The sequence below is a fragment of the Actinomycetospora corticicola genome (assembly GCF_013409505.1).
Classification (GTDB): domain Bacteria; phylum Actinomycetota; class Actinomycetes; order Mycobacteriales; family Pseudonocardiaceae; genus Actinomycetospora; species Actinomycetospora corticicola.
The window spans coordinates 610,223-634,932 of the sequence record NZ_JACCBN010000001.1 but is presented as its reverse complement, the minus strand read 5'-3'; the positions used below and the strand labels follow the sequence as shown (position 1 = coordinate 634,932).

Here is a 24,710-nt window from a genome sequence, read left to right as displayed (position 1 = left end):
GCCGTGGCACGGATTCGAGCCCCGGGCGACACCGTTGTCGGCGCCGGGGTGCTGCTCGCGCCCCGCCTCGTGGCGACCTGCGCCCATGTGGTCGGCGACGCGCTCGGGTATGACGACGTGCCGGACCTGGCCCCCGACGCCGAGCTCGAGGTCGACCTGCCGTTCGCACCGGACGGGCCACTCCGCCGCGCCACGGTGTGGCGGTGGTGGCCGCCGGCATCGGACGGCACGGGAGACGTCGCTCTGCTGCAACTCGACGCGGCGGTCGGTGTGGCGGTCCCGTCGACCCGCCGCGTACCGGAACCCTGGGGTCGCCCCTTCCGTACCGCCGGGTTCCCGCCCGGCCGGGAGGACGGCGTCTGGGCGGCCGGGGTCCTGCGCCGGGAGCAGGGCAGCGGCTGGATCCAGCTGTCCGGGGCGGAGGAGATCGGGCCCGGGTTCAGCGGGGCACCGATCCTGGACGAGTGCGGCGACGCGGTGATCGCGATGGCGGTCGCCGCCGACCGGGGCGACGGGCCGGCGCGCTCCGCCTACGCGATCCCGATCGCCCGGGTGCTCGCCCAGGCGCCGCAGCTGCTCGTGAACCCCTACCGCGGACTCGCCGCCTTCGACGAGGCCCACCGCGAGTTCTTCTTCGGCCGCGAGGACGAGCTCGCCCGCGCCCTCCAGGTCCTCGACCGCGACGGGCTCGTGGTGCTCGTCGGCGGCTCCGGGGCGGGCAAGTCGTCGCTGCTCACCGCCGGGGTGCTGCCCGAGGCGCGTGTGCGCGGCCTGCGGCCGGCCCGGGTCCGCCTCGCCGGGGTCGCCTCCCGACCCGCCGTCATCACCGCGTTCGCGGCCGCTCTCACCGAGGCCGTCGCACCCGACCCGTCCGGCCGGACCCGCGCGGTCCGCACCCCGGATGCGGTCGAGAGGTGGACGCTGCGCGACTGGTCGCGTGTGCTCTCGGCACGGCCGGGCGACCGCACCGTGGTCGCCGGCGCCGTCGGACCCGTCGGCATCGGGGACGCCCGCGCGGTCGCGAGCGGTCGCCTCTTCGTGGCCGTCGACCAGTTCGAGGACCTCGCCTTCTCCTCTCCCCCGGCCGCGCACACCGCGCTCGAGGTGATCGGACTACTCGTCGCGCTCGGTGTCCGGGTGGGGGTCACGGCGCGGTGGGCGACGTTCGACGACCTCCTCGACGGTCGCAGCGCGCCGGTCGTGCAGCGAGCCCTCGTGGGGGTCCTCCCCCTCGACCGTGCCCACCTCCGGGCCGCGGTCGCCGAGCCGGCGGCGCGGGTTCCCGGCCCGTCCTTCGATCCGGGCCTTGTCGCACGGATCGTCGATGACGCCGGCGACGAGCCCGGTCGACTCCCTCTCGTCGCGGTGCTCCTCGCGGAACTCTGGGATGCCGCGGACGACGGACGACTGACGATCGAGGCCTACGCCCGAGTGGGGACCGTGCAGGGCGCGCTCGCTGCGGCCGCCGAGCGGGAGTGGACCGCGATCCCCGTCGGTAGGCGTGCACGAGCTCGTGCCCTGCTGCTCGCGATGACGCGACCCACGGAGACCGGGTTCGTGCGGCGACCGCTCCCCCTCGCTCCGCTCGCCCCCGGGCAGCGCCGTGTCCTCGAGGCCCTCGCCGCAGCGCGCCTCGTCGTCATCAGCCCGGGCGCGGCCGAGGACGTCGCGGAGCTGGCGCATCAGTCCCTGATCGACCGGTGGCCCCGGCTGCAGCGCTGGCTGCAGGCGGACGACGCGTTCCTCCGCTGGCGGGCGGGGTTGCAGGCCGGCGTCGCGGCGTGGGCTCCCACCCACGACCGCGACGTCCTGCTGCGTGGCGCCGCCCTCGACGTCGCTGCGGGCTGGGCGACAGAACGGGCGGGCGACCTCCGAGCGCCCGAGCAGGAGTTCATCGCGGCCGGACTGTCCCGTCGGCGGCGCGAGCGCCGCCTGCGTCGGGCGACGCTCGCCGTCGTGGTCGTCCTCGGGGTATCGGCCGGGTCCCTGCTCGCGGCCGGTCTGGATGCACCCGGCGACGGCCTGTGCGGGACCGGATCCGCGATCAGTGCGCCGGTGGCGCCTGCCCCACCGTGAGGATCATGACGTCGTTGGCTCCCTTGTTCGCCACCACCGCCTTCGTCCCGTCCGGGGTCACCGCGATCATGGAGGCATCGTCCCCGGCCGGGATCGTCTGCGTCACCTGGTGGGTCCGGTTGTCGACGATGCTGACGGCCTTGGCGTCCTCACTCACCACGTAGCTGTGCTGTCCGTCGGGAGCGAACGCGATGCTCTGCGGTCCGTCCGGGAGCGGGGTCGTGCCTTCGACGGTGTTGGTCCGGGTGTCGATGAACGTGACCGAGTTGCCGTCGTAGTTGACCTCCTCCGCCAACGACCCGTCCGGCGAGACGGCGATGCTGTGCGGGGCGAGGCCGGACCCGATCGGGATCGTCCCGGTGACGCTGTTCGTCGTCGTGTCGATCACCGTGATCTGGCCCGGTACGTGGTTGGTGACGTAGGCACGCTTCCCGTCCGGGGTGAGTGCCACCCAGTGGGGGCTCGCGGGCACTGGAATCTGCGCGACGGGGGCCTTCTTCTCGGGGTCGAGCACCGACACCGTCGAGGCGTTCATGTTGGGCACGTAGAGCAGGTGGGGGTCGACCGGCGAGCTCGCGAAGCCGAAGAGCCAGGTCAACGCGGAGCCCTGATCGGCACGCTGACCCGTGGGGATCGCCCCGTCGAGCTCGTTGAGCCGGGTGTCCATCGTCCCGATGACGAGCTGGTCCTGGCTGCGGTCGTAGTAGGTGACGTAGGCGTCCTCGCCGCTCGGCGAGAGCCCGATGAAGTAGGGCGGGCCGGGGACGGGGACATCAGTGAGTACCTGCCCGCTCTCGATGTCGAGGACCTCGACGGCGGGATGCTCGCCGGTGATCGTCAGGTAGGCCGATCGGCCGTCCGGCGAGACCGCGACCGTCTCCGGCGGACCGTTGGTGGGGAAGGTGCCGGCCACCGTCGCCTGGGCGAGGCTCATCGCGACGGTCGGACGGTCGTCGTCGGCCGGGGCAGGGACCGCGGTGCCAGGGCCCGCGGTCGGCTCGGAGCCGGAGTTGGCCACGATCACGCCGACGGCCACGAGGACGGCGGCCACGAGAGCCACCGCGAGGAGCGCCACGCCGAGAGAACGGCGCCCCGACCCTCCGGCCGCGCCCCCACGGCCGTCGGCGCTCGCCGGTCCGGCCGGCTCGGGGGCTCCTGTCGGAGCGCCCCGGAGCGGGAACCCGGGGCCGTCGGCGCGCAGGGTCACCTCGGTCGGCGCCGACGACGATACGGGCAGATCGGCAAGCTCGGTGTCGGGCTCCGGCGGGTCCAGCACGCGCGTGCCGCCCGTCGGGTGCGGATCGTGGGGGAGCACGACCCGGCGCGCATCCTTGGCGAACTCCGCGGCCGAGGCATACCGGTCGGCCGGGTCCTTCGCCATCGCCCGGGCGACAACGTCGTCGAAACCGGCGGGGATCTCACGACACCGCTCCGACGGAGCAGGTGGGGCGCTCTCGGTGTGGGCCTTCATCAACGACGGCAACCCGTCGACCTCGAAGGGCGGGACCCCGGTGAGGCACTGGAAGAGCACGCAGCCCAGCGAGTAGATGTCCACAGCCGGCCCCGAGACCCCGTCGAACTGCTCGGGCGCCATGTACTGGAGGCTGCCGACCACGACGTGGCTCGCCGTCAGCGAGGTGGAGCGCCCCGTGGAGGCGCGGGTGATCCCGAAGTCGGCGAGGTAGACGAAGTCCTCGTCGCTGAAGTCGCGGTCCAACAGGATGTTCGACGGCTTGACGTCCCGATGGACGAGCCCCGCGTGGTGCGCCGACTCGAGCGCATTGGCCACCTGCCCGACGATCGCCACCGCTCGCTCCGGCGCGAGGCGCCCCTCCTCCAACAACAGCCGCTCGAGATCGCAACCGTTGACCAGCCGCATGTCGATGAAGAGACGTCCGTCGATCTCGCCGTACGTGTGGATCGGCACCACGTGCGGGTTGCGCAGGCGGGCTGCTGCCCGCGACTCACGCTGAAACCGTTTCCGGAAGTCCGGGTCGTCGGCCATGTGCCCGAGCAGGCGCTTGACCGCGACCTCCCGGTCCTGTCCCACGTCATAGGCCTGGAACACCTCTCCCATGCCGCCGCGCCCGATGAGACGCTGCAGCCGGTAGGGCCCGAACTCCTCGCCGCCGACCACCGTTCCCCCTCCCCACCCCCGACGTCCTTCACACCCGTCATCGAGGTGGACCACAGCGGAAGCCGGAAGGTTGGGGGAGATCCACGGGTTTCCAACGGCGACCGCCCCGCTCAGGAAGACGTGTCACACTCCCGAGGCACGAGGGGGTCACGCGGGGTGGAGCAGCACGGTGCCGTGGCGCGGGTCTGCACGGCCGACGGGGTGGCGGTGGGCGCGGGCGTCCTGCTGACGCCGTCACTGCTCGCCACCTGCGCCCACGTCGTCGCCACCGCGCTCGGGCACGACGCGGTGGCCGACGAGGCCCCCGACGACGGGGTCCGGATCGACCTCCCGTTCCTGCCTGGCACGCCCTCCCGCAGCGGCCGAATCCGCCGGTGGGCACCGCCGACGGCCGACGGCGGCGGGGACATCGCGCTGCTCGACCTCGACGCACCGGCCCCCGCCGTCGTCGTGCCGGAGTGGACGCGACCGCGCCCCTGGGGCACGGCGTTCCGGGTGGTCGGCTTCCCGGTCGGCCGGGAGGACGGCGTGTGGGCCGAGGGGCGGCTACGCGCGGTCCAAGGCAGCGGCTGGCTCCAGCTCGCCGTCGACGACGGATCCACGATCGGCCCGGGCTTCAGCGGCGCGCCCGTCCTCGACGCCACGACCGGCACGGTGCTCGGGCTCGCGGTCACCGACGACCGCCTCTCGCGCGGCCGCACGGCCTACGCCCTGACCGCCGACGACGTCCTCCCCCTCGCCCCCGAGGTCCTCGCCAACCCCTTCCCGGGTGCGCGGGCGTTCACCGCGGAGGACCACGATCTGTTCGTCGGCCGGGAGGAGGAGACGGCCCGCTGCCGGGAGGTCCTCGCCGAGCACGGCGTCGTCGTCATCGCCGCCGGCTCCGGGCAGGGCGCCACCTCCCTGCTGCAGGCCGGGCTCCGGGCCGCCGCACCCGACGTCGTGATCGCCGACCGCCTCGACCTCCACCCCGACCCGGCCGCCTGGCTGCGCGAGCAGACCCGACCCGTCGTCGGGACCGCCCGGGCGGACCGCTGGCAGCGGATCGCCGGAGACCCCGCGCTGCAGGCCGTCACCGTGACGATCGACGGCCTCGACCGGGAGCGTCTGCGCCGGGCCGTCCTCGAACCGGCGGCGAGCCGCCCGGGTCCGACGGTCGACGCCGCGACGGCCGCCCGCCTCGTCGACGACGCCGCCGACGCTCCCGGCGGGCTCGCGCTGCTGCAACGGCTGCTGCACCGCAGCGTCGAGGACGGGACGCCGCCGGGGGACGTCGGCGCCGCTGCGGTCGCGGTCGCCGACGCCGCCTGGGCGGACCTCGACGAGGCGAACCGTGCGGTCGCCCGGCCCCTGCTCCTCGGGCTGGTGCGCGCGCACGACGACGGGTTCGGCCCCGGCGAGCTGCCCCTTGACGGCCTCGACGACGCCCGACACGCGGTGCTCGAGACGCTGGCCGCGGCGCGCGTCGTGACGATCGGCCGCGGCGGACGCCCCGTCGCCGAGCCGGCGCACCGGGCCCTCGTCGACCGGTGGTCGCCGCTCGCGGACCAGCTCGCCGCCGACGGCCCCTTCCTGCGCTGGCACGACGAGGCGCGGGCCCGGGCACGGACCTGGCGCCGCGACCCGACGGTGGTCCTGCGCGCCGAGGCACTCGAGCAGGCCGAGGAACACGTCGAGAACCGCGCCGCCGACGTGGACGGGACGGTCCACGCACTGGTCGCGGCGAGCCGGGACCGCCGCGCGCGCGAGCGCCGGCGACGCCTCGTCCTCATCGCGGTCCTGCTCGTCCTCGTCCTGACGACGGGGCTCCTCACCGTGTCCGTCTCGCGTGTCCGACTGGCCGCCGCCCGCGCGACGCACAACGCCGAGACCCTCGGCGCACTCTCGCTGGCCGCCCTGCCGGGCGACCCGTCGTCGGGAACGCAGCTCGCCCTCGCCGCGTACCGCAGCGACCCGAGCGACGTGACGGCGCGGAACGCGCTGGCCAGGGCCTACGTCGAGCGGCGGCTGACCACCTCGACGATGCCGGTCGCCGGCGCGGACGATCCCGCGGCCGTCCTCGTGCCCGACCCGGAGGCCGAGGACACCATGGTCGTCGCCCCCGGCTCGGCGCTGTTCGTCTACCGGCTCTACAGCCCCACCCCGGTCTTCGAGACGGTCCCCGGCCGGGACGCCGACACCCGGCCGGTCTCGGTCAGCGACGGCGGCCGCTTCGTCGTGCTCCGCACCGACACCGGGGCAGTCCGGGTGTGGGACCGCAATACCACCACTCCTCCCCGGTTCGTCCCCGGCTCGGCCGTCGCCTCCGTCGTCGCGACGCCGGACGGCACCCACCTGCTCGCCACAGGACCCGACGGCTCCGGCACCCTCGTCTCGCGGGTCGACCTGGAGGCCCTCACGTCGACGGTGGTGGCCCGGCTGCCGGAGGCCGGGGACACCGCGGCGCCGACGGCCGACCCGACGCGGCTGCTGATCACGACCCCCGACGGTGCCCGCACCGTGCGCGACGCGACGACGGGCGCGGTGGTCGGCGCCGTCCCGACCGACGCCGGCGTCGGGCTGCAGGGCACCGTCACCGTCCGGTGCGACACCGACCCCGACGAGACCGTGGTCGTCGCCGACACCGCCACGGGCGCCGTGCGCACGCGGGTCCCGACCGGCCCGCACGGCTGCGCCGGCCGCCCCGCGATGATCACCGCGGAGGGCGCCCACCTCGTGTGGCTCGAGGGCGCGCCGGGGACGTCGGCGACCCAGCCGATCCAGGTCGTCGACCTCCCCGACGGGCGCCGTCGGGCCGCCTGGGTCCCGAGCGCGTCGGCCGTCATGCCCCCGTCCGCCGCCGTCGGCATCCCCGTCAACCCGCGGTTCGACATCCGCCACGGGCAGGGCGAGCTCATCGACCACGGGCAGGTCGACGGGCTGAACCTGCTCGACTCCCCCACCTTCCGGGCGCCCTCGGCCACTCCACCGCCGGTGCTGAAGGGGCCGGTCGACGCCATCGCGGTGGTGCCGGACGCGACCGGTGCGACCGCCTTCGACGCCTTCGGCCCGAGGGCGCTCGGCCGCCTCGACGCGCCTCCCGGGGGGTGGTCGTCCGTGCTCGTCTCGCCGACTGCGGGGTCGTTCCTCGCAGTCGACCGCGCCCCCACCGGGCCGCGCATCGACGAGTACGACCTGCCCCGGTTCCGCCCTCTGGGCTCCTATCCCCTCCCGCCGTCGCACGATCCTCCGGTGGTCCTCGCCCGCGGCGGCGACGACCTCGTCGACCGCGCCGACGGGGCGCTGACCTGGTTCTCGGCGACCTCGCACCGCCCGCTCGCCCCGCCCGTGCCGGTCGGCACGGGCGCTGCGGCGGCCTCCCCGGACGCGTCGCAGGTCGCCGTCCGCGAGCCCGGCGCTATCGGGCTCTTCTCTCCCGGCGGCATCGTCGCCTCCTTCCCGACGACGGGTGCGGCCGGCGGGATGCTGCTCGAGGCGAACCGACTGCTCTCGGTCGACGACCCCGGCGACCTCGTGGCGCGCGCGGTCCCGTCTGGGGCGGTGACGGCCCGTGTCCCGGTGCCGACGGGCACCGGCGCGGTCCTCGGCGTCGACGGCGCCGACCGCCCGGTGACGTGGGACGCGACGCTGTTCCGGCTCGCCATCTGGGACGTGGCCGCGGGCCGGCAGGTCGCGGACGTGCCGCTGCCACCCGGCGTCGCGCCGCGGCCGGTCGCGGGCGGCCGGATCGAACTGGACGAGGGCGACGTCGCCTTCTCGATCCCGACCGACGCCGACCTGTGGCGGGTGCGCCTCTGCCAGACGCAGAACCGGGACTTCTCGGCGACCGAGCGCACCGAGCTGCCGTCCGGGACCTCCGAGGTGCGGCCGTGCTCCCTCGCCGATGAATAGCTCGCGCACCCCAACCATCCGCCGACCGAGGTGGTCCTCCTCGACGGAGGCCGGACGGGCCGCCGTTCGTGGGCACGGGGGGCGCCCACGAGCGGACGGCCCGCCGGCCGTGCCCCGGACAGGTGGCGGGGCAGGGGGTGAGAATGGGGCGGTGACGGCGGACGACGGGCTCTCCCTCCTGGCCCGCTTCGATCGCCGGTGGCTGCCCGCCGAGGTGGCCCCCGACGTCGATGCCGCAACCCGCGCCGGGCTGCGCCGCATCTCCGGCGACGACCCCGCCCGTCACCTCACCGTGCTGCTCGCCTACTACCAGCGGGCCCGCCCGTCGCTGCTCGCCCTGGCCCGCACGCTGCTCGGACGGCACCGGGAGCAGGCCGAGGACCTGCTGCAGGACGTGATGCGCAAGGTCGTGCAGAACCCGCCGGTGCTGCGCGACCCCGACAAGGTCGACGCCCTCTTCCGCCAGGCCGTCCGCAACGGGGCGATCACGTGGGGCACCCGCGCGGCCCGGGAGACGGCGCGGGTCGAGCACGACGCCGAGGCGGTGCTGGAGCTCGCCGACCCGGCGCAGCCGTTCGAGGACACGATCCTCTTCCACCTCGTCGTCGCCCGGGCGCTGGCGTCGCTGTCGCCGCGCGAACGGGCGGTGATCGACCTGGTCGACCTGCGCCGCCGGACGGTGCAGGAGGCCGCCGACGAGCTCGGCATCTCCCTCGGCGCGGCGAAGAACTACCGCTTCGTCGGCCTCCGTCGGCTCCGTGAGGATCCGGGGCTGCGGGCGCTGCACGAGCCTCCGGGCGCGACCGGGGAGAGCTGACCGGCGCGGAACGCCGAGGGTGACCGACCCGTCGTCGGGAAGGCAGACCGTCGCGGCGCAACCGAGTCACGTGGACTCGGTTCCTCGAGGAGGACACCCCGACCAGGCGTGTAGCACAATCAAACAGAAGTGCTATTCTAGTCGCGTGAGCGACTCCATCGGGCAGCGGGAGCTCCGCAACGACAGCGGGTCGATCATGCGCCGGGTCGAGGCCGGCGAGAGCTTCGTCGTCACCCGCAACGGTCGGCCGATTGCCGACCTCGTACCTCACGCCCGTGAGCAGGAGCCGGCCCCGCGCACTCTGGGCGAGCTCCAGGACATCTTCCGGAACCTTCCTCCGGTGAACGCGGAGCAGTGGAGAGCCGACCGCGAGCGGGCGGACGAGTACCTCGGCGACGACGACCCGGTCGGCCGATGACGACAGGCCGGGTCCTGCTCGACACCTCAGCCCTCATTGATCTGGAGCACCTCGACCTCGGGCGGTTCGCCGACGCCGTCCCGGTCGTCAGCGCTGTGACGGTGGCCGAACTCGCGTTCGGGCTGGACACCGACGACCTCATCGAGCGACGGGCCCGCACCGACCGCTACTACGCCGTCCTGCGCGATCTGCCGGTCCTCCCGTTCGATCTCGCTGCCGCGCAGCTGTACGGGACGATGGCCTCGATGGTCCGCCGTGCCGGACGCAATCCACGCCCTCGCCGGATGGACCTCCAGATCGCGGCGACCGCCGGCGCGAATGCCGTCCCGCTGATCACCCGCAACCCGGCGGACTTCGCCGGGCTGGAGCGACTCGTCGAGGTGCACTCGCCCTGAGCGCTGAGCTCGGGCACTGACGGACCGGCTCAACGTCGCGCGGTCAAGGTCCTCGAGGTGGGCGCGGACGGCGCCGAGTCAGCGTCCCGACAGGTTCGGGAAGGGGCGACCGGACCATTCCGCCGTCGCAACTTCACATGCCGTCAGGGCGGCCCCGTCGAGCGCGACGTAGGCGAGCCGAAGGAAGCAGGGGATGGACGGCGGCGGGTCGATCTGCAGGGTGTAGCGCCGGGCCGCCGTCGTGTCCCGAACGGATGACGATGACGGCGCGAGCCCGCTCGTACCGGTCCGAGTGCGAGCGCCGGGCGGGGTGATACTGCGACGGCCCGGATGCGTCCGACGAGCGTGGAGCTGGTGTCCGATGGCGAGCAGGTACTGGTCCCCCGACGAGCCGGCCGGCGCTCTCGACGACCCCGCGGAGCTGACGGACCACTTCGACCCGCTGAGCCGTGACCTCACCCGCGGCCGGTACACGCGGGTCGCGGGGGCGATGGCCCGCGGATGCCCGGTGGCCCACACCGACCGGTTCGCCGACGGGCTCTGGACGGTCTCGGGCTACGACCAGCTCGTCGCCGTCCACCGCGAGGAGGGCGAGGTGTACTCGAACGTCCCGGTCCTGCTGCAGAGCTTCGGGCAGGTCCGCCCGATGATCCCGATGGAGTCCGACCCTCCGCTGCACCGGCAGTACAAGCAGATCATCGCGGCGCCCCTCTCCCGCCGCGAGCAGCAGGCGCGCGAGCCGTACTACCGCGACCTCGTCCGACGGCAGATCGCCACCTTTCTCGACGACGGGGTCGCGGAGCTCTTCGAGCAGCTCTGCACCCCGGTCACGGTGCACGCCCTCATGGACACCCTCGGCGTCCCCGCGCCCGACCGCGAACGGCTCGCCGACCTGGCCGTCGCCCTCGTCCGCGGGCAGGCCGAGGACGGCGCACCCGCCGTCGCGATCTACGAGTACTTCTCCGGGCTCGCCGCGGCGAAGCGCACCGACCCGGGCGACGACATCGTGTCGTTGCTCTGCCGCGCGGAGGTCGACGGACGCCCGCTGAGCGAGACCGAGATCCTCGACTACTGCCTCATCCTGCTCCCGGCAGGATTTGAGACGACGGCGAGTTCGATGAGCTTCATGTTCCTGATGCTCGCCGAGGACCCGGAGCTGCAGGCACTGCTGCGCGCGGAGCCCGAGCGCATCCCGACCGCGCTCGAGGAGCTCATGCGCTACGTGACGCCCACGCGGTCGCACACCCGCACCGTGCTCACCGACACCGACCTCGACGGGCACACCCTGCGCGCCGGTGAGCGCGTCTACCTGAACTGGGCCGGCGCGAACCACGACCCGGCCGTGTTCGACCACCCCGACGAACTCCGCATCGACCGCAGCCCCAACCGGCACATGGCCTACGGCTACGGCGCCCACACCTGCGTCGGCCTGCACATGGCCCGCACCGAGCTCAAGGTCGCCTTCGAGGAGGTCCTCGCCGCCCTCGACGACATTCGGATCACCTCGCCCGACGACGTCCACGAGACCATTGGCACCACGTGGGCGATCACGCACCTCCCGGTGACCTTCACGCGAGGTGGCTCCGCCAGGTGAGCACTAAGGGGGGCTATAGCCCCCCTTAGTGCTCACAAGCGCGTGGCGCACCTGCGTGCCAGCGGCTCCCACCGCGACAGCTGCACGACCTCGACACCGACCGCCTCGAGCTGCGCGCTCCCGCTCGGCGCGGTGACGAAGTCCGGCGGCTCGCTCCACGCGTGGACCACCCGCGGGATCCCGGCCCGGGCGATCAACGCCGCACACGGGTCCGGCCGCGACGCCCGCTCCCCGCACGGCTCCAACGAGCTGTACAGCGTGGCCCGACGCAGCCGCGGGTCGTGACCCAACGCCCGCAACACCCCCTCCTCGGCGTGGTCGAGCGGATGGTCCCGGCGCGACCACCCGGCACCGAGCACCGTGCCGTCCTCGGCCACCACCACGCACCCCACGCTGAACGCGGTCGCCGACGGCGGGCAGTGCTCGGCGAGCAGACACGCCTCGGCCAGGTGCCGGTCGTCGGCCTCCCCGAAGCGGTACCGGAGCAGGACGTCGCCACCGAGTGTGCAGGTCTCCACCAGGTGCGGGGGGCGGCCACCGCCGGTGAACCGCGGACCGTCGCCCACCAGCTGCGGGGCCAGGACCAGCTGCAGCTCGTCGACCAGACCCGCCGTCAGGAACTCGCGCAGCACCGCCGCGCCACCCTCGACCATCAGCCGCACCACACCCCGCGCCCCGAGCGCGTCGACCACCTCACCAGGCGTCCCGGCCAGCGCGATCGTCTCGGCGTCACCACCCAGGACCCGCGCGGACGGGTCGATCGCACCCGTCGTCAGGACCACCCGCAGCGGACTCGGCGGGAGCCCGCGGGCGACCCGGGCCGCCCGGCGCTCCGGGGCGCGGACGAGCAGGCGCGAGTCGTCGGCGCGGACGGTGCCCGCGCCGACCAGGATCGCGTCGACCCCCGCCCGCTCCTCGTCGACCCGGTCGAGATCGGCGGGGCCGGACAGAACACGGCGCTGCGGGGACGCGTCGTCGAGGAACCCGTCGAGCGAGACGGCGCAGCTCGCCAGGACGTGCGGTCGCGCCCCGATCACCTCCCGTCTCCTCCGGCGCGCGGGCGCATCGGGAGGACGAGCAGACCCGACACGAGGAACAGGCCGGCCATCGACGTCCAGCCCGTCGATCCGGCGGCCACGGCGGCCGTGATCAGGGGCGGTCCGACGACGGTGGCGACCCCGAAGCCGAGGTTGAAGGTGGCCAGGGCCACGGCCCGGCCCTCGGCGGGCATCCGGTCAAGGGCGATGGCCATGGTGCCCGCGGTCGCCCCGATCTCGGAGGCCGTTAGCAGCAGCACCGCGACGATCACCACGACGACGGCCGTGACCGCGCCGGCGGGACGGGCGCCGACCGGGACGAGGAGCGCTCCGAGGGCCGCGACGACACCGGAGCCGAGGACGAGCAGACGGGCCCGTCGGAAGCGTTCGGTCCCACGGCTGGCGCGCACCTGGAGCAGGACGACCAGCAGGGTGTTGAGGACCTGCACGAGGCCGACGCTCCATCCCGGGGCGTCCGTCCGCGCCACGATCCACAACGGCAGGCCGATGCTCAGCATCAGCGCGGGCAGCGTGAGCAGCCCGTAGACGGCCGTGACGGCGGCGAAGTGCGGGTTCCGCAGCGCTGCGAGCCGCGGGGTCCGGCGCGGCGCGGATCCGTCGCGGGGCATGCGGGAGGAGAGCACGGCGGCGACCGCGAAGGTCAGGGCGGCGGCGCCGAGCACGACGCGGTACCCCGTGGCGACGCCGATCGACACCGCGAGCGCGGCCGGGAGTCCACCCGCGGCGATCCCCGCGTTCCGCAACGCCCGCAGCCGTGCGAGCGCCCGGATCGAGCGGGCCTGGTCAGCGGTCGGGCTCTCGTCGGCGGGCACGACGACGGACTGCACGATCGGCCCGATGCCGCGGTTGAGGAGACCGGCGGCGGCCAGGATGACGGTCGCGGACCCGACGTCGGCGGCGACGGCGAGGCCCAGGAAGGCGAGGGCGCGGGCGCAGAACAGCACGACGAGGGCGCGGCGCGGGCCGACCCGGTCGGCGAACGCGCCGATCGGGACCGCGCCGACGAGGGAGGTCACCCCGGCGACGGCGAGGACCGCACCGACGGCGGCGACGGGGAGCCCGATCACCTGGCTCAGGTAGAGCGGGGTGATCGCGAGGTAGAGGCCCAGACCGAGCGCGTCGGAGGTGCCGACGAGGTAGACCCGGGAGTGCGGGGACCGGAGCGCCGCGGCGACGCGCGGCGAGGCGCTCACGGGACGTCCTCGAGGACGAGCGCGTGGGCGCGGACCGTCGTTCCCGCCGCGACCGTGACCGGCCCGAGCACGGAGGCACCGACCCCGATCCGTACCCCGTCACCGATGCGGGGGTGTCGACGGGCGCCGGGGTCGGCCGGGAGGTTCCACCACCCCCGGGAACCGAGGGTGACGCGGTGGTGGAGCGTGACGTCGTCGCCGACGATCGCGGTCGCTCCGATGACCGTGCCGATGCCGTGGTCGATGAAGAAGCGGCGGCCGATCACGGCGCCCGGGGCGATCTCGATCCCGGTGACGAGCCGCGCGGCCGCGGCGATCAGCCGGGCGCGCAGGGGCGCCCGTCGGTGCAGCCGGTGGGCCACGCGGTGAGCGGCGACCGCCCACCAGGGCACGTGCAGCACGGCTGCCCAGCGCGGGCAGGACGGGTCGCGCTCCACCACGGCGACGAGGTCCTCGACCACCGCCTGCCGTAGGGACGGGCGTTCCCGACGGCGGGTCGGTGCGGGCACCGTCGGCCCGGGGGCGGCCGGCCCGGGCGCGCTCATCGGAGCGCCGCCACCGGCTGCAGGTCGATCCCGAGGGCCCGTTCGACCTCCGCCGCGGTCGCCGCGGCCGTGGCCCGGTCGGGAGCCGCGACGAGGAAGCTCGCGAGGTGCTGGGTGCGTGCGAGCGTGACGTGCCCGCCGACCTCGAAACGGGGGCGCAGGTACACGAGCTGGGGGAAGCGGGTCAGGAGCTCTGCCGCCGGGGTCTGCGCGGCGATCCGCCAGTCGCCCTCGGGCACCGGGACGAAGCGGAACCAGGCCGTCGCGTGCGGCGGCGGGAGGGGCGGTACCCGGCGACCGAGGGCCAGGGCCGCGATGTCGGCGACCAGGGACCGGCCGGTCGCGGCGGCGACCATCGAACAGACCGGTCCGCCGACGCGGGCGTTGACCTCGATGGGCCGCGGGTCGCCGTCGCCCGTGGCGATCTCCACGTGCGTCGCGCCGTGCCGCAGCCCCACGGCCCGGATGGCGCGCTCGGCGCACGCGACCACGCGCGCGGCGAGGTCGGACCCCATCGAGCTCGGGAGGACGAGGCCCTCCTCGACGCAGTCGTGCTGCAGTCGGAGCCGATCGCTGATGCCCAGGGTGGTCACGGTCCCGTCGTGCACCAGGCCCTCGACGCTGCAGTAGCCGGCCAGGTCGGGTTCGTGCCCGTCGTCGACCGGAAGGCGGGCCTCGAGGACCGCGGACGGGTCGTGCTGGAGGAAGGCGGTCGGCTGTTCGGCGATGCGGTCCCAGGCCGCATGGAGCTCCGGGGAGGACCGGACGGTGCGGACGCCGACGCTGCCCGCGCCGAGGGACGGTTTCAGGACGGCGGGGAACCCGACCCGGGCGGCCGCGGCGTCGAGCTCCGTCGCGCGGGTGATCACCTCGTGGCGCGGGGACGGCAGTCCCGCGGCGACGAACGCCGCGCGCTGCAGGGCCTTCGACTGGGCGCACGCCACGGCGGCGACCGGGTTGCCCGGCAGGTGGAGGACCTCGGTGATCTCGGCCTGCGGACGCAGGAGCAGCTCGGAGTACGTCACGACGCCGTGGACGGGCCGTCGACCCGCGAGCGCGAGCGCCGCGTCCCGGACCCCGTCGAGGTCGTCGACCTCGACGAACTCGCCGGTGAAGCCGTGCTCGTCCCACGCCGCACGCACCGCGTCCCCGGGCGTCCAGGCCCGGACGTGGACGACACTCACCGCCCGGGTCACCGCCGCGATCTGCGGCAGTGCGCCGGCCGCGGCCGGTCCCCCGATCCCGCTGAGGAGGACCAGGTGGTCCTCCGCGGTCACGAGACCACCCCGACGGCCGCCTCGGGCACCCGACGGGTCCGTCCCAGGAAGAGGTCGATCTGCTCGACCATCTCCTCGATCCGGGTCTCGACGAGCGGGGCGATCCCGTCGAGCAGGTCGGCGGCGGCGACGCCCACCCCGGTCGGGGTGGACCAGCCCTGCAGCGCCCGGACCACCGGGCGGAGGGAGTCGACGGCGCCGGTGACCGCCTTGGCCCCGCTGCCGTGCGCGAGCAGGCCGACGGGGCGCCCGGCGAACTCGTCGCCCGCGAGGTGGTCGAGGGCGTTCTTCAGCAGGCCCGAGAAGGTCCCGTGGTGGACGGGCGTGGCGAGCACGAGGGCGTCCGCCGCCCGGACCCGCGCCCGGAGCGCGGCGATCTGGCTCCCCGGCGGCGGGGCGTCGTGCCGGGCCACGTCGTGGAGCTCGCGGTACTCGACGGCGAGGTCGACGAGATCGAACTCGTGGCCGGCGGCCCGGCACCGCCGCGCGACGGCGTCCAGCGCCGTCCGGGTGCCCGACGTGGGGGACGCGCTCCCCAGGATGCCCACGATCATCGGTCCTCCTCCTCGAAGGTCGCCACGACCCCGGCCTCGGCGAGGGCGACGAGTTCCGCCACCTCGTCGGGGCAGGGGGCCGCGAACACGTACTTGCTCATCCCCGTGCCCGAGAACCGGGACGGGGGGACGACGTCGCCGACACACGGGACCGTCCGGACGGCGGCCGCCTCCGCGACCGGGCGGTCGTCGTAGTGCGCGAGGCGCCCGCCGGACGAGTAGAGGACCGTCCAGCCGGCGTGCGCCGCCGTCGGCTCGCCGAACAGCTCCTCGACGTCGCCGCCCACGTCGAGCAGCACCCGGGCGTGCCGCAGGTCCACCCCGCGGGTCGCCCGGAAGGCGTCGACCACACCGGCGCCGCCCGGACGAGCGGCCACCTCGCAGAAGACCGGACCGTCCGGATCGTCGAAGACCTCGAGATGGAGGACCTCGTCGCAGGCGTCCCACGCCGCGACGACCGCCTCGAGCACGGCGCGGTAGGCGTCACGCCCGGCCTCCTCGACGCTCACCGAGGACAGCGGGGCACCCCGTTGGTAGGCCAGGGTGTCCCGGACGTAGCGGGAGGCGTCCCACGCCCGGACACGGCCGCCCACCACGAGGGCGTCGACGTGGACCATCGCCCCGGACACGTGGGCCTCGACCAGGAACCGGCCCGGCGCGAGGCTCCCGGCGATCCAGGCCTCCACCTGCGGGACGTCCGCGCAGACCGTGACGCCCTGCGAGCCGGAGCTGCGCCGCGGCTTGAGCACGATGCGCCCCCAGCGCGCGAGGGCCGCGTGCACGTCGTCCCCGTCGTGGACCACCGAGCCGGGTGCGTGCCGGATCCCGGCCGCGCTCGCGAGCTGCTTCATGACGGCCTTGTCGGTGTACCTCGCGACGTGCGCGACGTCGGCCCCCGGGAGTCCGAACCGCGCCCGGAGCCTGGCAGCGGTGTCGAGGAGCCGTTCGGAGGCGGCGACCACCCGGTCGACCGGTCGGACCCGGTGCACCGCGTCCGCCAGCGCGACGACGGCCGACGGGTCGAACACGTCCACGGTGTGCACCGCGTCCGGTGTCGCGCCCGGGCTCCAGACCGACACCGGAGCGGCGGAGAACACCGTGGTCCGGAAGCGGGCGGGATCGAGGAGGAGCCCGTCGGACCGGACCAGGGTGGCGGGGCCCAACCGGTCGAGGACGAGCACGTGACACCGGTCGAGGGCCTCGGTCCGCAGCCGGGCGCTCGTCGCGACGGCCGCCGCTGCCGTGACGACGCCGTCCGTGTCGTTTATGCCGGGGCGGGCGATCACCACCCACCCCGTCGCGTCCCGACCGGCGTCGTCGCGCCCGTCCTCCACCACCTGGCCGTCATCGACCGGGACGACGGCCTCGGCCACCTCGGCACGTCGGCGCAGCTCTACGACGTCGGGTGCCGCGACCACGCGGACCCGTCCGCCGGGGAGACCGAGCGGTGCGAGCGCGGTCGCGCATCCCCGGCCCGCGCCGGGCCGGACCGGGACGCCGACCCGGTGCAGGGCGTCCCGGGCGCAGTCGGCGACGAGGTCCCGTCCGCGATGCCGGGCGTGGATCGCGAGCAGATCGCCGTCCACGTGGGCGAGCAGTCGCGACGACCCGTCACCGATCCGCAGGGCGACGGGCCCGTCGCCCTCCCCGTCGAGGAACCGCAGCACCGGATCGACGACCGCCGGGTCCTCGACGTCGACCGCACGCCACACGGGTCCGTCGGCGAGGAGCACGACCGCGTCGTGCAGCGTCCCGTCGAGCAGTCGGCCGACGACGGCCCCGATCCCGGCCCCGGACCAGGGGGCGCAGCGGGGCGTCCGCCCGAGTTCGAGGACCGCGACCGGCGCCTCCGCCGTCCCCGACGGCGGGCGCGACGCCCGGCCGGGCGCGAGACGTGCGAGCAGTGCGGCGGCCTGCGGTGGCAGGTCGCCCGAGACGGCGAACCGCGACGTCGCGGCCGCCGCGCCGGTCAGGTACCGGCCGGCGGTCGACTCGTCCACGGTGCCCCGCACCCGCAGGAGCAGCGCCACGGGCGCCTCCGTCGTCGGGACGGGATCCGGCTCGACGTCGAGCGCGATCTCCTCGGTGACGGCAGCCACGAGGGTGTCGAGCTCGGCGACGGAGTCGGCGTGGACCAGCACGTGTCCGAGCCGGTCGCGGTTCGTGCGGGGACGGCGCACGGCCTGTCCGGGCTCCGCCGACAGGGCCGCCTCGAGCACCCGTCCACCCGCACGCGGCCCCGGGGGCGGGAGCACGGCCCGGCGGAGCCGGCCGTCCACCTCCGCGACGACCTGGAGCAGGGCCACCTGGCCGACCGGCAGGACCTCCTGCGATGCCGGGAGGCCGCACGCCAGCCGGACCATGTCCAGCGCCACGGTCCGGCCGAGCGCGCGCGACATCAGCCGCAGGACGACGTTCCCCGGCGCACGGGTGTTCACCTCCACCACGCGGGGCCCGAACGGGGTGAGCATCAGCTCGACGTGGACGACGCTGCGCCGGAGCCCCAGGGCCGCCACGACGCGGCGCGCCAGCGCCAGCGCCGGTCCTGCCCCGTCGGGGACGGCGGGGAACGCCCCGCCCAGCTCGACGACGCCGTCGACGGGACCGGGGAACCGCGAGGTCATGCCCAGCACCGTGATCTCGGGACCGTCCACGACGAGTTCGGCGCTGCACAGCCGACCCGCGAGGCGTCGCTCGACGAGCAGCGGGGCGGCGAGCCCGTCGGCGCCGATCGCGCTCACGTCCTCGGGGGTGTCGACCATGTGCACCCCGATGGAGCCGGAGCCCCGACACGGCTTCACCACCAGGGGCGGACGGAGGGCCGCGACGGCGTCCGTCAGCGACCGGGCGTCCGTGACACGCCGGAACTCGGTGTCGTCCAGCCCCGCGGCGGCGAGGAGGGCCCGCATCTCCGCCTTGTCCTGCAGACGGTCGAGCCGATCCGGCTCCTCGTGCGGCAGTCCCAGCCGCTGCGCGAGTCGGGCGGCGGCGACCAGGCTGCCGTGCCACGTGCAGATCACCCCGTGGACGGGGTCGTCCGCGCAGGCGGCGAGGACCGCGTCGGCGGCAGTCCCGGTGTCTTCGGGGTCGGCGGCGATGCACCGCGTGAGGACCCCGTCGGGATCCCCGCCGGCGGCGCGGACGGCGCTCTCGGGGTCGCGGGCGAGCAGGCTGATCCGCACGCCCTCCGCGACGAGGTCGGCGAGGGTGTCCAGCGGCCGGTACGCGGGCAGCTCGACGACGAGCACGTGGAGCGACATCAGCCGGCCCCGCCCACGACGAACGTCTGCAGCAGGTAGGCGAGGTCGAACCCACGGGCGGCGAACCGACGGTCGAGGACGGTCTCGTCGACCCGGACCAGACCCGCCGTCGTGAAGAGTTCCTGCAGGTCGTCCGGGGTGAACCAGACGTTGTGGCGACCGTCGGCCTGGTCGTGGAAGGCGACCTCAGGACCCGGGCTGAGGAAGGTGCAGAGCACCCAGAGGCCGTCGTCGGCGAGCAGCCGCCGGCCGTGGGCGACGAAGCGTGCCCAGTCCTCGGGGCGCTGGTGGTGCAGGCAGCCGTTGTCCAGCAGGACGTCGTAGCGGCCGTCGGCGGGCGCGAGGTCGAGGAAGTCCCCCACGACGTGCCGGACCCGGCCCCGTCGGGGCGCGGTGGCGTCGGCGACGGGCAGCAGGTCGACCGCGGTCACGTCCGCGCCGAGGCGCTCGGCGAGCACCGCGCTCTGGTGGCCGCGGCCGGCGCCGATGTCGAGGAGCCGGACGGCCGGGTCGGGGTACGGCGCGCCGGGACGGTGCCGACGGACCGCGGCGACCGCGAAGTCGGTGATGCCCGCCGCGACGGGATCGTCGGTCCACCGGTCGCGGTGCGCGTCGTAGGCCGACCGGAACGAGGAGGCGACCGTGTCCCGGTAGTCGGCGTACCCGGTGTGGGCGGTGCCCGGGTCAGTCGAGCGCGTCATGCCACTCCTCGGGTGTCCCCCGGCCGGCCAGGATCGCGACGGCGTCGCGACCTGGTGCCGCGGGGTCGTCCACCAGCTCGGACGCGGCGGCCCAGGCGGCGGCGCCGCTCGTGCACGCGGCGATCCCGGCGGACGAACGCAGGTCGCGGACGGCTCCGAGCGCGTCCGCGTAGGGCATGTCGCGGAACCTCAGGGTCTGCTCGTCGTCGCGGAGCAACGGCTGACGGACGCCGAGCCCCAGCCCGCCGGTGCCGTTCATCCGTCGCGCGGTCGTCGGGGCGGCCGGGTCGCCGTAGGGCGCCTCGGCGGGGAAGACCGCGACGCCCGCGGCGTCCGACCAGCGCTCGCGCATCGCGTGCAGGACCCCGATCAGGGTGCCGCCCGTGCCGCAGGCGGCGGCCACGCCGACGGGGTCGACCCGGAGCCGGACCAGTCCGTCGACGATCTCCCGGCCGGTGCGCTCCCGGTGCATGGCCACCGCCACCCCGGCGGCGTGCTGGAGCAGCAGCCGACGGTCCTCGTCCTCGGCGATCCGGGCGGCGGCGTCCATCGTCCCGAGGAACCCGCCTCCATCGGGACCGAAGGAGACCGCCGCACCGCGTGCCCGGGCGGCCTCGTGCAGCGAGGCAGGGGATCCCGGCGGGAAGACCAGGTGGAGGTCGATGCCGAGCCGCGCACAGGCGTCGGCCAGCGCCACGCCCATGCTGCCGCCGGTGTACTCGACCAGGCGCAGCCCGGCCCGGTCGCAGCGGGCGAGGACCCCGCAGAGCAGGGCGTAGGCGGTGCGGGCCTTCACGGTGCCGGTCGCGTTGGAGGCCTCGGTCTTGAGCCAGACCGTGCCCCGTCCGCCCCGGCTGGGCACCGGGGCCAGCGGGGTGTGGCCGACACCGCGCCCGATCACGCCCAGCTCCGGCGTCCGCGCCGAGGCGCGCCGTTCGACGTCGGCGAAGGACCGGGGCACGGTGCTGTCCGCCCGGTCCAACGCGCTGCGGATCGCCGCGGGGACGGCCGTCGCCGTCGCCGGGGTCACCGGAGGTCTCCCCGCACCGCGGAGGGCTGCAGGTCACGGCCGACCTCGAGGCGGTGTCCGTGGCGGGCCTTCGCGACGAGGTAGCGCTCGTTCGCGGAGGTGCGGTGCACCTCGGTGGGCTCCACGCGCACGATGTCGATCCCGAGGGCGCGGAGCTGGTTCTCCTTGTCGGGGTTGTTGGTCAGCAACCGGATCCGGCGTATCCCGAGGGCGGCGAGCATCTGCGCGGCGGGCCGGTAGTCGCGTTCGTCCGCACCACGACCCAGCATCTCGTTGGCGCGGAAGGTGTCGACGTCGGCGTCCTGGAGCCGGTAGGCGTCGACCTTGTTGTAGAGCCCGATGCCCCGCCCCTCCTGCCGCATGTAGAGCAGCACCCCGCCGTCGAGAACCATGCGTTCCACGGCCTCGTCGAGCTGGGGGCCGCAGTCGCAGCGGGTCGAGCCGAGGACGTCACCGGTCAGGCACTCACTGTGGATGCGGACCAGCGGGGACGCACCGGGGTCGCCCACGACGTAGGCGACGTGTTCGCGTCCGTCGGTCAGCCCGTTGAAGGTGACGAGTTCCCCCGTGACGTCCGTGGCCCGGAAGCCGGCGAGACTGATGCGGTTGCGGACCGAGGCCTCATGCATGGCGTTCCTCGCGGATCGGGGTCGACGGGCGGTCCTCCACGAGCCGGAAGCCGACGGCGTAGAGGGGGCGCGGGTAGCGGCCGTGGCGGCGGCGGATCCGGGCGAGATCCCCGAAGCGGGTGAAGGCCCCGCCCCGCGCGATGCGGTAGGTCCCGTGGCGCGCCAGGTCGTCCTCGACGTCCGCGGCGCCCGGGTAGGGCCGGTAGTCGTCGGCGACGTACTCCTCGACGTTCCCGGCGAGGTCGTGGACCCCGTGGACCGTCCGCCCCGCGGGGTGGCAGCCGACGGGCGTGGTGCTCACCGGCCCGTGCTCGACCAGGTTCGCGTGCTCGGCCGTCGGCGGCTCGTCCCCCCAGGGGAACTCCGCGCGCGGCCCATCCGCACCGCCCCCGGCGACGTACTCCCACTCCGCCTCGGTGGGCAGTCGGAAGGAGCGGCCGGTCCGCCGGGAGAGCCAGCGGGCGTAGTCGTCGGCCTGCTCGGCCTCGACGGTCCAGACCGGGTGGTTCGCCTCGGCGTGGGGGAACATGCCGAACCGCCACGAGGTCGGGACCCCGGGGGCGCTGCCGGTGTCCGTGTCGGTGAGGTAGGCGAGCCATTCGAGGTGGGTCACCGGGTAGCGCATGATCACGACGTCCCCGAGCGCGACGACGTGCTGCGGTTCCTCCTTCTCGAGCCAGTCCCGACGGACGCCGACCTCGGCCCAGGTCCGGGCCGCCCGCTCGACCTCGGCCGTGGTGGCACCCATCCGGAACGTGCCACCCGGTACCCGGACCAGGGCCGGGTCCTCCGTGCGGATCCGGGGATCGCCCACGAGCGCGAGCAGGGTGCCCGCGGCCAGACGGCGGGCCCGGCTCTGACCGGCGTCCTCGACCACCGCGACCAGGTCGTCGGGCAGCGTCCCCAGTTCCCGTGCCGCGTGGGCGAAGCCGTCGGGCATGCGGTCGTGGACGCCGGGGACGAGTCCCATCGCGTCGCGGTCGTCGAGCGCGTGGAGGTCGGCGCCGCGCAGGTCGACCGTCCCGGCGTGGACCGCGGCCGACGTCATCGGACGACCCCGAGCGCCCCGGCGAGGACGCTCGTCCGGTCCGAGGCGGCGCCGTCCTGCACCGGCAGCCGGTGCACGGTGCCGTCGTAGCAGCCGGCCAGGAACTCGCCGCGGCGCTCGCTGTAGGTCAGGGACGAGACGCCGGTCATGCTGAGCCGGGTGCTGACCGTCCACCGGTCGAGCACCCGGTCGTAGACGGCGGCGTGGCCGTTGTAGCTCGCGGTCGCCACGAGCCGGCCGTCGGAGGAGGCCGCCACGCACTTCACGGAGTGGTCGTGGGGCGTGGGGGTCCGGCGGACACACCGACCGATCTCCCACTCCCGCAGCGCGAGGTCGCGGCTGACACTCACGAACCTGCCCTCGGTGCCGAGGCCGGCGCAGCCGTTGGCGATCTTGTCGTGGCCGTCGGGGACGGTCCGGATCACCTCGAGGGTCTCGGTGTCGAGCCAGGTGGCACCCGCGTCCGCCGCCACCGAGAAGATCAGGTTCCCGGAGAGCGCGACCGACTTCACCGCGTTGTCGTGCAGTCGGATCTCGGCGACGAACTCGAGCGCAGGCTCGCGGTCGTGACCGACCCGGAACACCAGGCCCTCGCCGGTGTAAGTGCCGACCAGCGCGTGCTCGACGCCGCCGCGCTCGAACCGGACCCCGCAGTTGAGCGGCGAACGGTGCTGGTGGAGCGGACGTCCGGTGAGGGCGTCGGCCACCAGACCGAGCTGGCCGCCCGTCAGGACGAGCGTCCCGAGCGGGGTCAGGAAGTTGGCCAGGCTGCCGGTGGTGGCCACGGTGCTGCCGTCCTCGGCGTCACTCACCCGACCCTCGTCGCCGACGCAGAGCACCCGGTCCCCGGTGTCGACGACCGCGTTGACCCCCGACGTGGGTCCGACGTGCTCGTCGAGCCAGGCGCCCGCCGAGACGTCGTAGGTCCGGTAGGAGTCACCGAAGGTCGCGAAGACCAGCGTGGTGGAGTCGACGAAGGCACAGGAGCGGGGCCAGACGTCGGCGGGCAGGTCGGCGGTGACGCGGAGGGTCGGGCGGGCGCCGGAGACGTCCCAGAGCCGCATGGTCCGGTCGTAGCTCAGGCTCACCAGGAGCGGCTCGACGTCGTCGAGCACGAGCCGCTTGACCCCGGCGTCGTGGGCCGCGACCGAGCTGCGGTCGGTGCCGTCGATCGTGGTCAGGCGACCGTCGTCGTCACCGGCGTAGATCGTCCCGTCGTGCGACACGGCGATCGTGTCGGTCTCGACCCCGGCCATGTCGACGACCCCGAGCGCCCGGCCGTCGTCCGCGGACCAGGTCCGGATCGTGCCGTCGTCGCTCGAGGTGATCAGACGCTCGCCCGAGGGGTCCCACACCACGGAGAGCACGTCCGCCTCGTGCCCCGCCACGACGGTGAGCAGCCGGCCGTCGAGATCGAAGATTCGGGCGTGGTGATCACGGCTCGCCGTGGCGACCCGGCGCCCGTCCGGGCTGAAGGCGGCGGTCTCGACGTCGTCGCCGTGCCCGCCCAGCACCGCGACGAGACGCAGGTCCGGCAGGGACCAGACCCGTGCGGTGTGGTCGCTGGACGAGCTGACGACGTGTCGCCCGTCCGGCGAGAACGAGCAGCTGTTGACCAGGTGGTCGTGCCACGCGCGGGCCACCGGCCGACGGGTCGCCCGGTCCCAGAGGATGAGTCGGTTGTCGTAACCGGCGGTCAGCACCCTGTGCTGCCGATCGGTGGCGATCCCGCTGATGGGGCCGTTGTGACCGGAGCTGGACACGCAGCATCACCTCTGAAGCCTGAGGGGGAGGACGACTCGAACCCGCTGGTCAGACCGGGTGTCGATCCCGGGGAGCAGGCGATAAGCGACGTTATGCGGGGTCGTTGTCGAAGGTCAACGAACTGCAGGTGAACGGCCGGACCGCCCGACTCCCCTCCGGTCGGCTACACGGAGTGACAGCCTGACGGGAACACGCACCTGGCCAGGGCCGTTGTCTGCCGGCGCCCGGCCACGGAACCGGAGCAGCCTCCCGAGCAGGGATCCGGAGTCCAGCCGAACGGCCTACCGGATCTCCGTCCGATCGCTGCGCGATAGCCTCCGGCC

At 74.8% G+C, this 24,710-nt stretch carries 18 protein-coding genes; 6 read left to right on the top strand and 12 right to left on the bottom strand.

Annotated elements, in window-relative coordinates; all coding sequences use genetic code 11:
- Window positions 1-3 precede the first annotated feature (3 nt).
- Window positions 4-2,076, top strand: coding sequence for an nSTAND1 domain-containing NTPase (locus BJ983_RS03085; protein WP_179792461.1), 2,073 nt, complete (start codon window positions 4-6; stop codon window positions 2,074-2,076).
- Here the strand turns inward: BJ983_RS03085 and BJ983_RS03080 are convergent.
- The gene (locus BJ983_RS03080; RefSeq protein ID WP_179792460.1) at window positions 2,045-4,213 is read right to left on the bottom strand and encodes a protein kinase domain-containing protein; all 2,169 of its coding nucleotides are present in this window, start codon (window positions 4,211-4,213) and stop codon (window positions 2,045-2,047) included. The two genes, BJ983_RS03085 and BJ983_RS03080, sit on opposite strands and share 32 nt — an antisense overlap.
- A 156-nt stretch (window positions 4,214-4,369) precedes the next feature.
- Here BJ983_RS03080 and BJ983_RS03075 point away from each other — a divergent pair, with 156 nt between their 5' ends.
- The 5 genes from BJ983_RS03075 (at window position 4,370) to BJ983_RS03055 (ending at window position 11,328) form a co-directional block, all read left to right on the top strand.
- A complete protein-coding gene (locus tag BJ983_RS03075) occupies window positions 4,370-8,104 on the top strand; it encodes an nSTAND1 domain-containing NTPase (protein WP_179792459.1) in 3,735 nt (1,244 codons plus the stop codon).
- Window positions 8,105-8,255: 151 nt separating this feature from the next.
- Entirely contained in the window at window positions 8,256-8,921 is a 666-nt protein-coding gene (locus BJ983_RS03070; RefSeq protein WP_179792458.1) for a sigma-70 family RNA polymerase sigma factor, read from the top strand.
- A 145-nt stretch (window positions 8,922-9,066) separates the two neighbouring features.
- The gene (locus BJ983_RS03065) at window positions 9,067-9,339 is read left to right on the top strand and encodes a type II toxin-antitoxin system prevent-host-death family antitoxin (RefSeq protein ID WP_179792457.1); all 273 of its coding nucleotides are present in this window, start codon (window positions 9,067-9,069) and stop codon (window positions 9,337-9,339) included.
- Complete coding sequence (locus BJ983_RS03060; protein ID WP_179792456.1) at window positions 9,336-9,734, top strand: type II toxin-antitoxin system VapC family toxin; 399 nt, start codon at window positions 9,336-9,338, stop codon at window positions 9,732-9,734. Before BJ983_RS03065 ends, BJ983_RS03060 begins: the two co-directional genes overlap by 4 nt.
- A 361-nt stretch (window positions 9,735-10,095) precedes the next feature.
- Window positions 10,096-11,328, top strand: a complete 1,233-nt coding sequence (locus BJ983_RS03055) for a cytochrome P450 (RefSeq protein WP_179792455.1) — start codon at window positions 10,096-10,098, stop codon at window positions 11,326-11,328.
- Between the two features lie 32 nt (window positions 11,329-11,360).
- Here the strand turns inward: BJ983_RS03055 and BJ983_RS03050 are convergent, their stop codons facing one another.
- The 11 genes from BJ983_RS03050 to BJ983_RS03000 are packed head-to-tail and all read right to left on the bottom strand — an operon-like array spanning window position 11,361 to window position 24,386.
- A complete protein-coding gene (locus BJ983_RS03050) occupies window positions 11,361-12,365 on the bottom strand; it encodes a dihydrofolate reductase family protein (protein ID WP_343053663.1) in 1,005 nt (334 codons plus the stop codon).
- Complete coding sequence (locus tag BJ983_RS03045; protein ID WP_179792454.1) at window positions 12,362-13,579, bottom strand: MFS transporter; 1,218 nt, start codon at window positions 13,577-13,579, stop codon at window positions 12,362-12,364. The genes BJ983_RS03050 and BJ983_RS03045 overlap by 4 nt, the downstream gene beginning before the upstream one ends.
- On the bottom strand, window positions 13,576-14,124 hold the full coding sequence (locus BJ983_RS03040) for a serine O-acetyltransferase (RefSeq protein ID WP_179792453.1): 549 nt from the start codon (window positions 14,122-14,124) through the stop codon (window positions 13,576-13,578). Before BJ983_RS03040 ends, BJ983_RS03045 begins: the two co-directional genes overlap by 4 nt.
- Complete coding sequence (locus tag BJ983_RS30395) at window positions 14,121-15,401, bottom strand: ATP-grasp domain-containing protein (RefSeq protein ID WP_179792452.1); 1,281 nt, start codon at window positions 15,399-15,401, stop codon at window positions 14,121-14,123. The genes BJ983_RS03040 and BJ983_RS30395 overlap by 4 nt, the downstream gene beginning before the upstream one ends.
- Window positions 15,398-15,955, bottom strand: coding sequence for an NADPH-dependent FMN reductase (locus BJ983_RS03030; RefSeq protein ID WP_179792451.1), 558 nt, complete (start codon window positions 15,953-15,955; stop codon window positions 15,398-15,400). Before BJ983_RS03030 ends, BJ983_RS30395 begins: the two co-directional genes overlap by 4 nt.
- On the bottom strand, window positions 15,952-19,215 hold the full coding sequence (locus tag BJ983_RS03025; RefSeq protein WP_179792450.1) for an ATP-grasp domain-containing protein: 3,264 nt from the start codon (window positions 19,213-19,215) through the stop codon (window positions 15,952-15,954). The genes BJ983_RS03030 and BJ983_RS03025 overlap by 4 nt, the downstream gene beginning before the upstream one ends.
- Window positions 19,215-19,916, bottom strand: coding sequence for a class I SAM-dependent methyltransferase (locus BJ983_RS03020; protein WP_179792449.1), 702 nt, complete (start codon window positions 19,914-19,916; stop codon window positions 19,215-19,217). The genes BJ983_RS03025 and BJ983_RS03020 overlap by 1 nt, the downstream gene beginning before the upstream one ends.
- Window positions 19,900-20,946 (bottom strand): pyridoxal-phosphate dependent enzyme, encoded by a 1,047-nt coding sequence (locus BJ983_RS03015; protein ID WP_179792448.1) that lies wholly within the window; start codon window positions 20,944-20,946, stop codon window positions 19,900-19,902. The genes BJ983_RS03020 and BJ983_RS03015 overlap by 17 nt, the downstream gene beginning before the upstream one ends.
- Window positions 20,943-21,575 (bottom strand): GTP cyclohydrolase II, encoded by a 633-nt coding sequence (locus tag BJ983_RS03010; protein WP_179792447.1) that lies wholly within the window; start codon window positions 21,573-21,575, stop codon window positions 20,943-20,945. The genes BJ983_RS03015 and BJ983_RS03010 overlap by 4 nt, the downstream gene beginning before the upstream one ends.
- Window positions 21,568-22,623, bottom strand: coding sequence for a formylglycine-generating enzyme family protein (locus BJ983_RS03005; protein WP_179792446.1), 1,056 nt, complete (start codon window positions 22,621-22,623; stop codon window positions 21,568-21,570). Before BJ983_RS03005 ends, BJ983_RS03010 begins: the two co-directional genes overlap by 8 nt.
- A complete protein-coding gene (locus BJ983_RS03000; protein ID WP_179792445.1) occupies window positions 22,620-24,386 on the bottom strand; it encodes a WD40 repeat domain-containing protein in 1,767 nt (588 codons plus the stop codon). The genes BJ983_RS03005 and BJ983_RS03000 overlap by 4 nt, the downstream gene beginning before the upstream one ends.
- Window positions 24,387-24,710: the final 324 nt, after the last annotated feature.

What these genes read in the sequence shown, in the direction of transcription:
- BJ983_RS03060 (WP_179792456.1), top strand. Translation starts at nt 9,336, where the DNA reads ATGACGACAGGCCGGGTCCTGCTCGACACCTCAGCCCTCATTGATCTG.
- BJ983_RS03010 (WP_179792447.1), bottom strand. Translation starts at nt 21,575, where the DNA reads ATGCATGAGGCCTCGGTCCGCAACCGCATCAGTCTCGCCGGCTTCCGG.
- BJ983_RS03005 (WP_179792446.1), bottom strand. Translation starts at nt 22,623, where the DNA reads ATGACGTCGGCCGCGGTCCACGCCGGGACGGTCGACCTGCGCGGCGCC.
- BJ983_RS03055 (WP_179792455.1), top strand. Translation starts at nt 10,096, where the DNA reads ATGGCGAGCAGGTACTGGTCCCCCGACGAGCCGGCCGGCGCTCTCGAC.
- BJ983_RS03025 (WP_179792450.1), bottom strand. Translation starts at nt 19,215, where the DNA reads ATGTCGCTCCACGTGCTCGTCGTCGAGCTGCCCGCGTACCGGCCGCTG.
- BJ983_RS03030 (WP_179792451.1), bottom strand. Translation starts at nt 15,955, where the DNA reads ATGATCGTGGGCATCCTGGGGAGCGCGTCCCCCACGTCGGGCACCCGG.
- BJ983_RS03040 (WP_179792453.1), bottom strand. Translation starts at nt 14,124, where the DNA reads ATGAGCGCGCCCGGGCCGGCCGCCCCCGGGCCGACGGTGCCCGCACCG.
- BJ983_RS03020 (WP_179792449.1), bottom strand. Translation starts at nt 19,916, where the DNA reads ATGACGCGCTCGACTGACCCGGGCACCGCCCACACCGGGTACGCCGAC.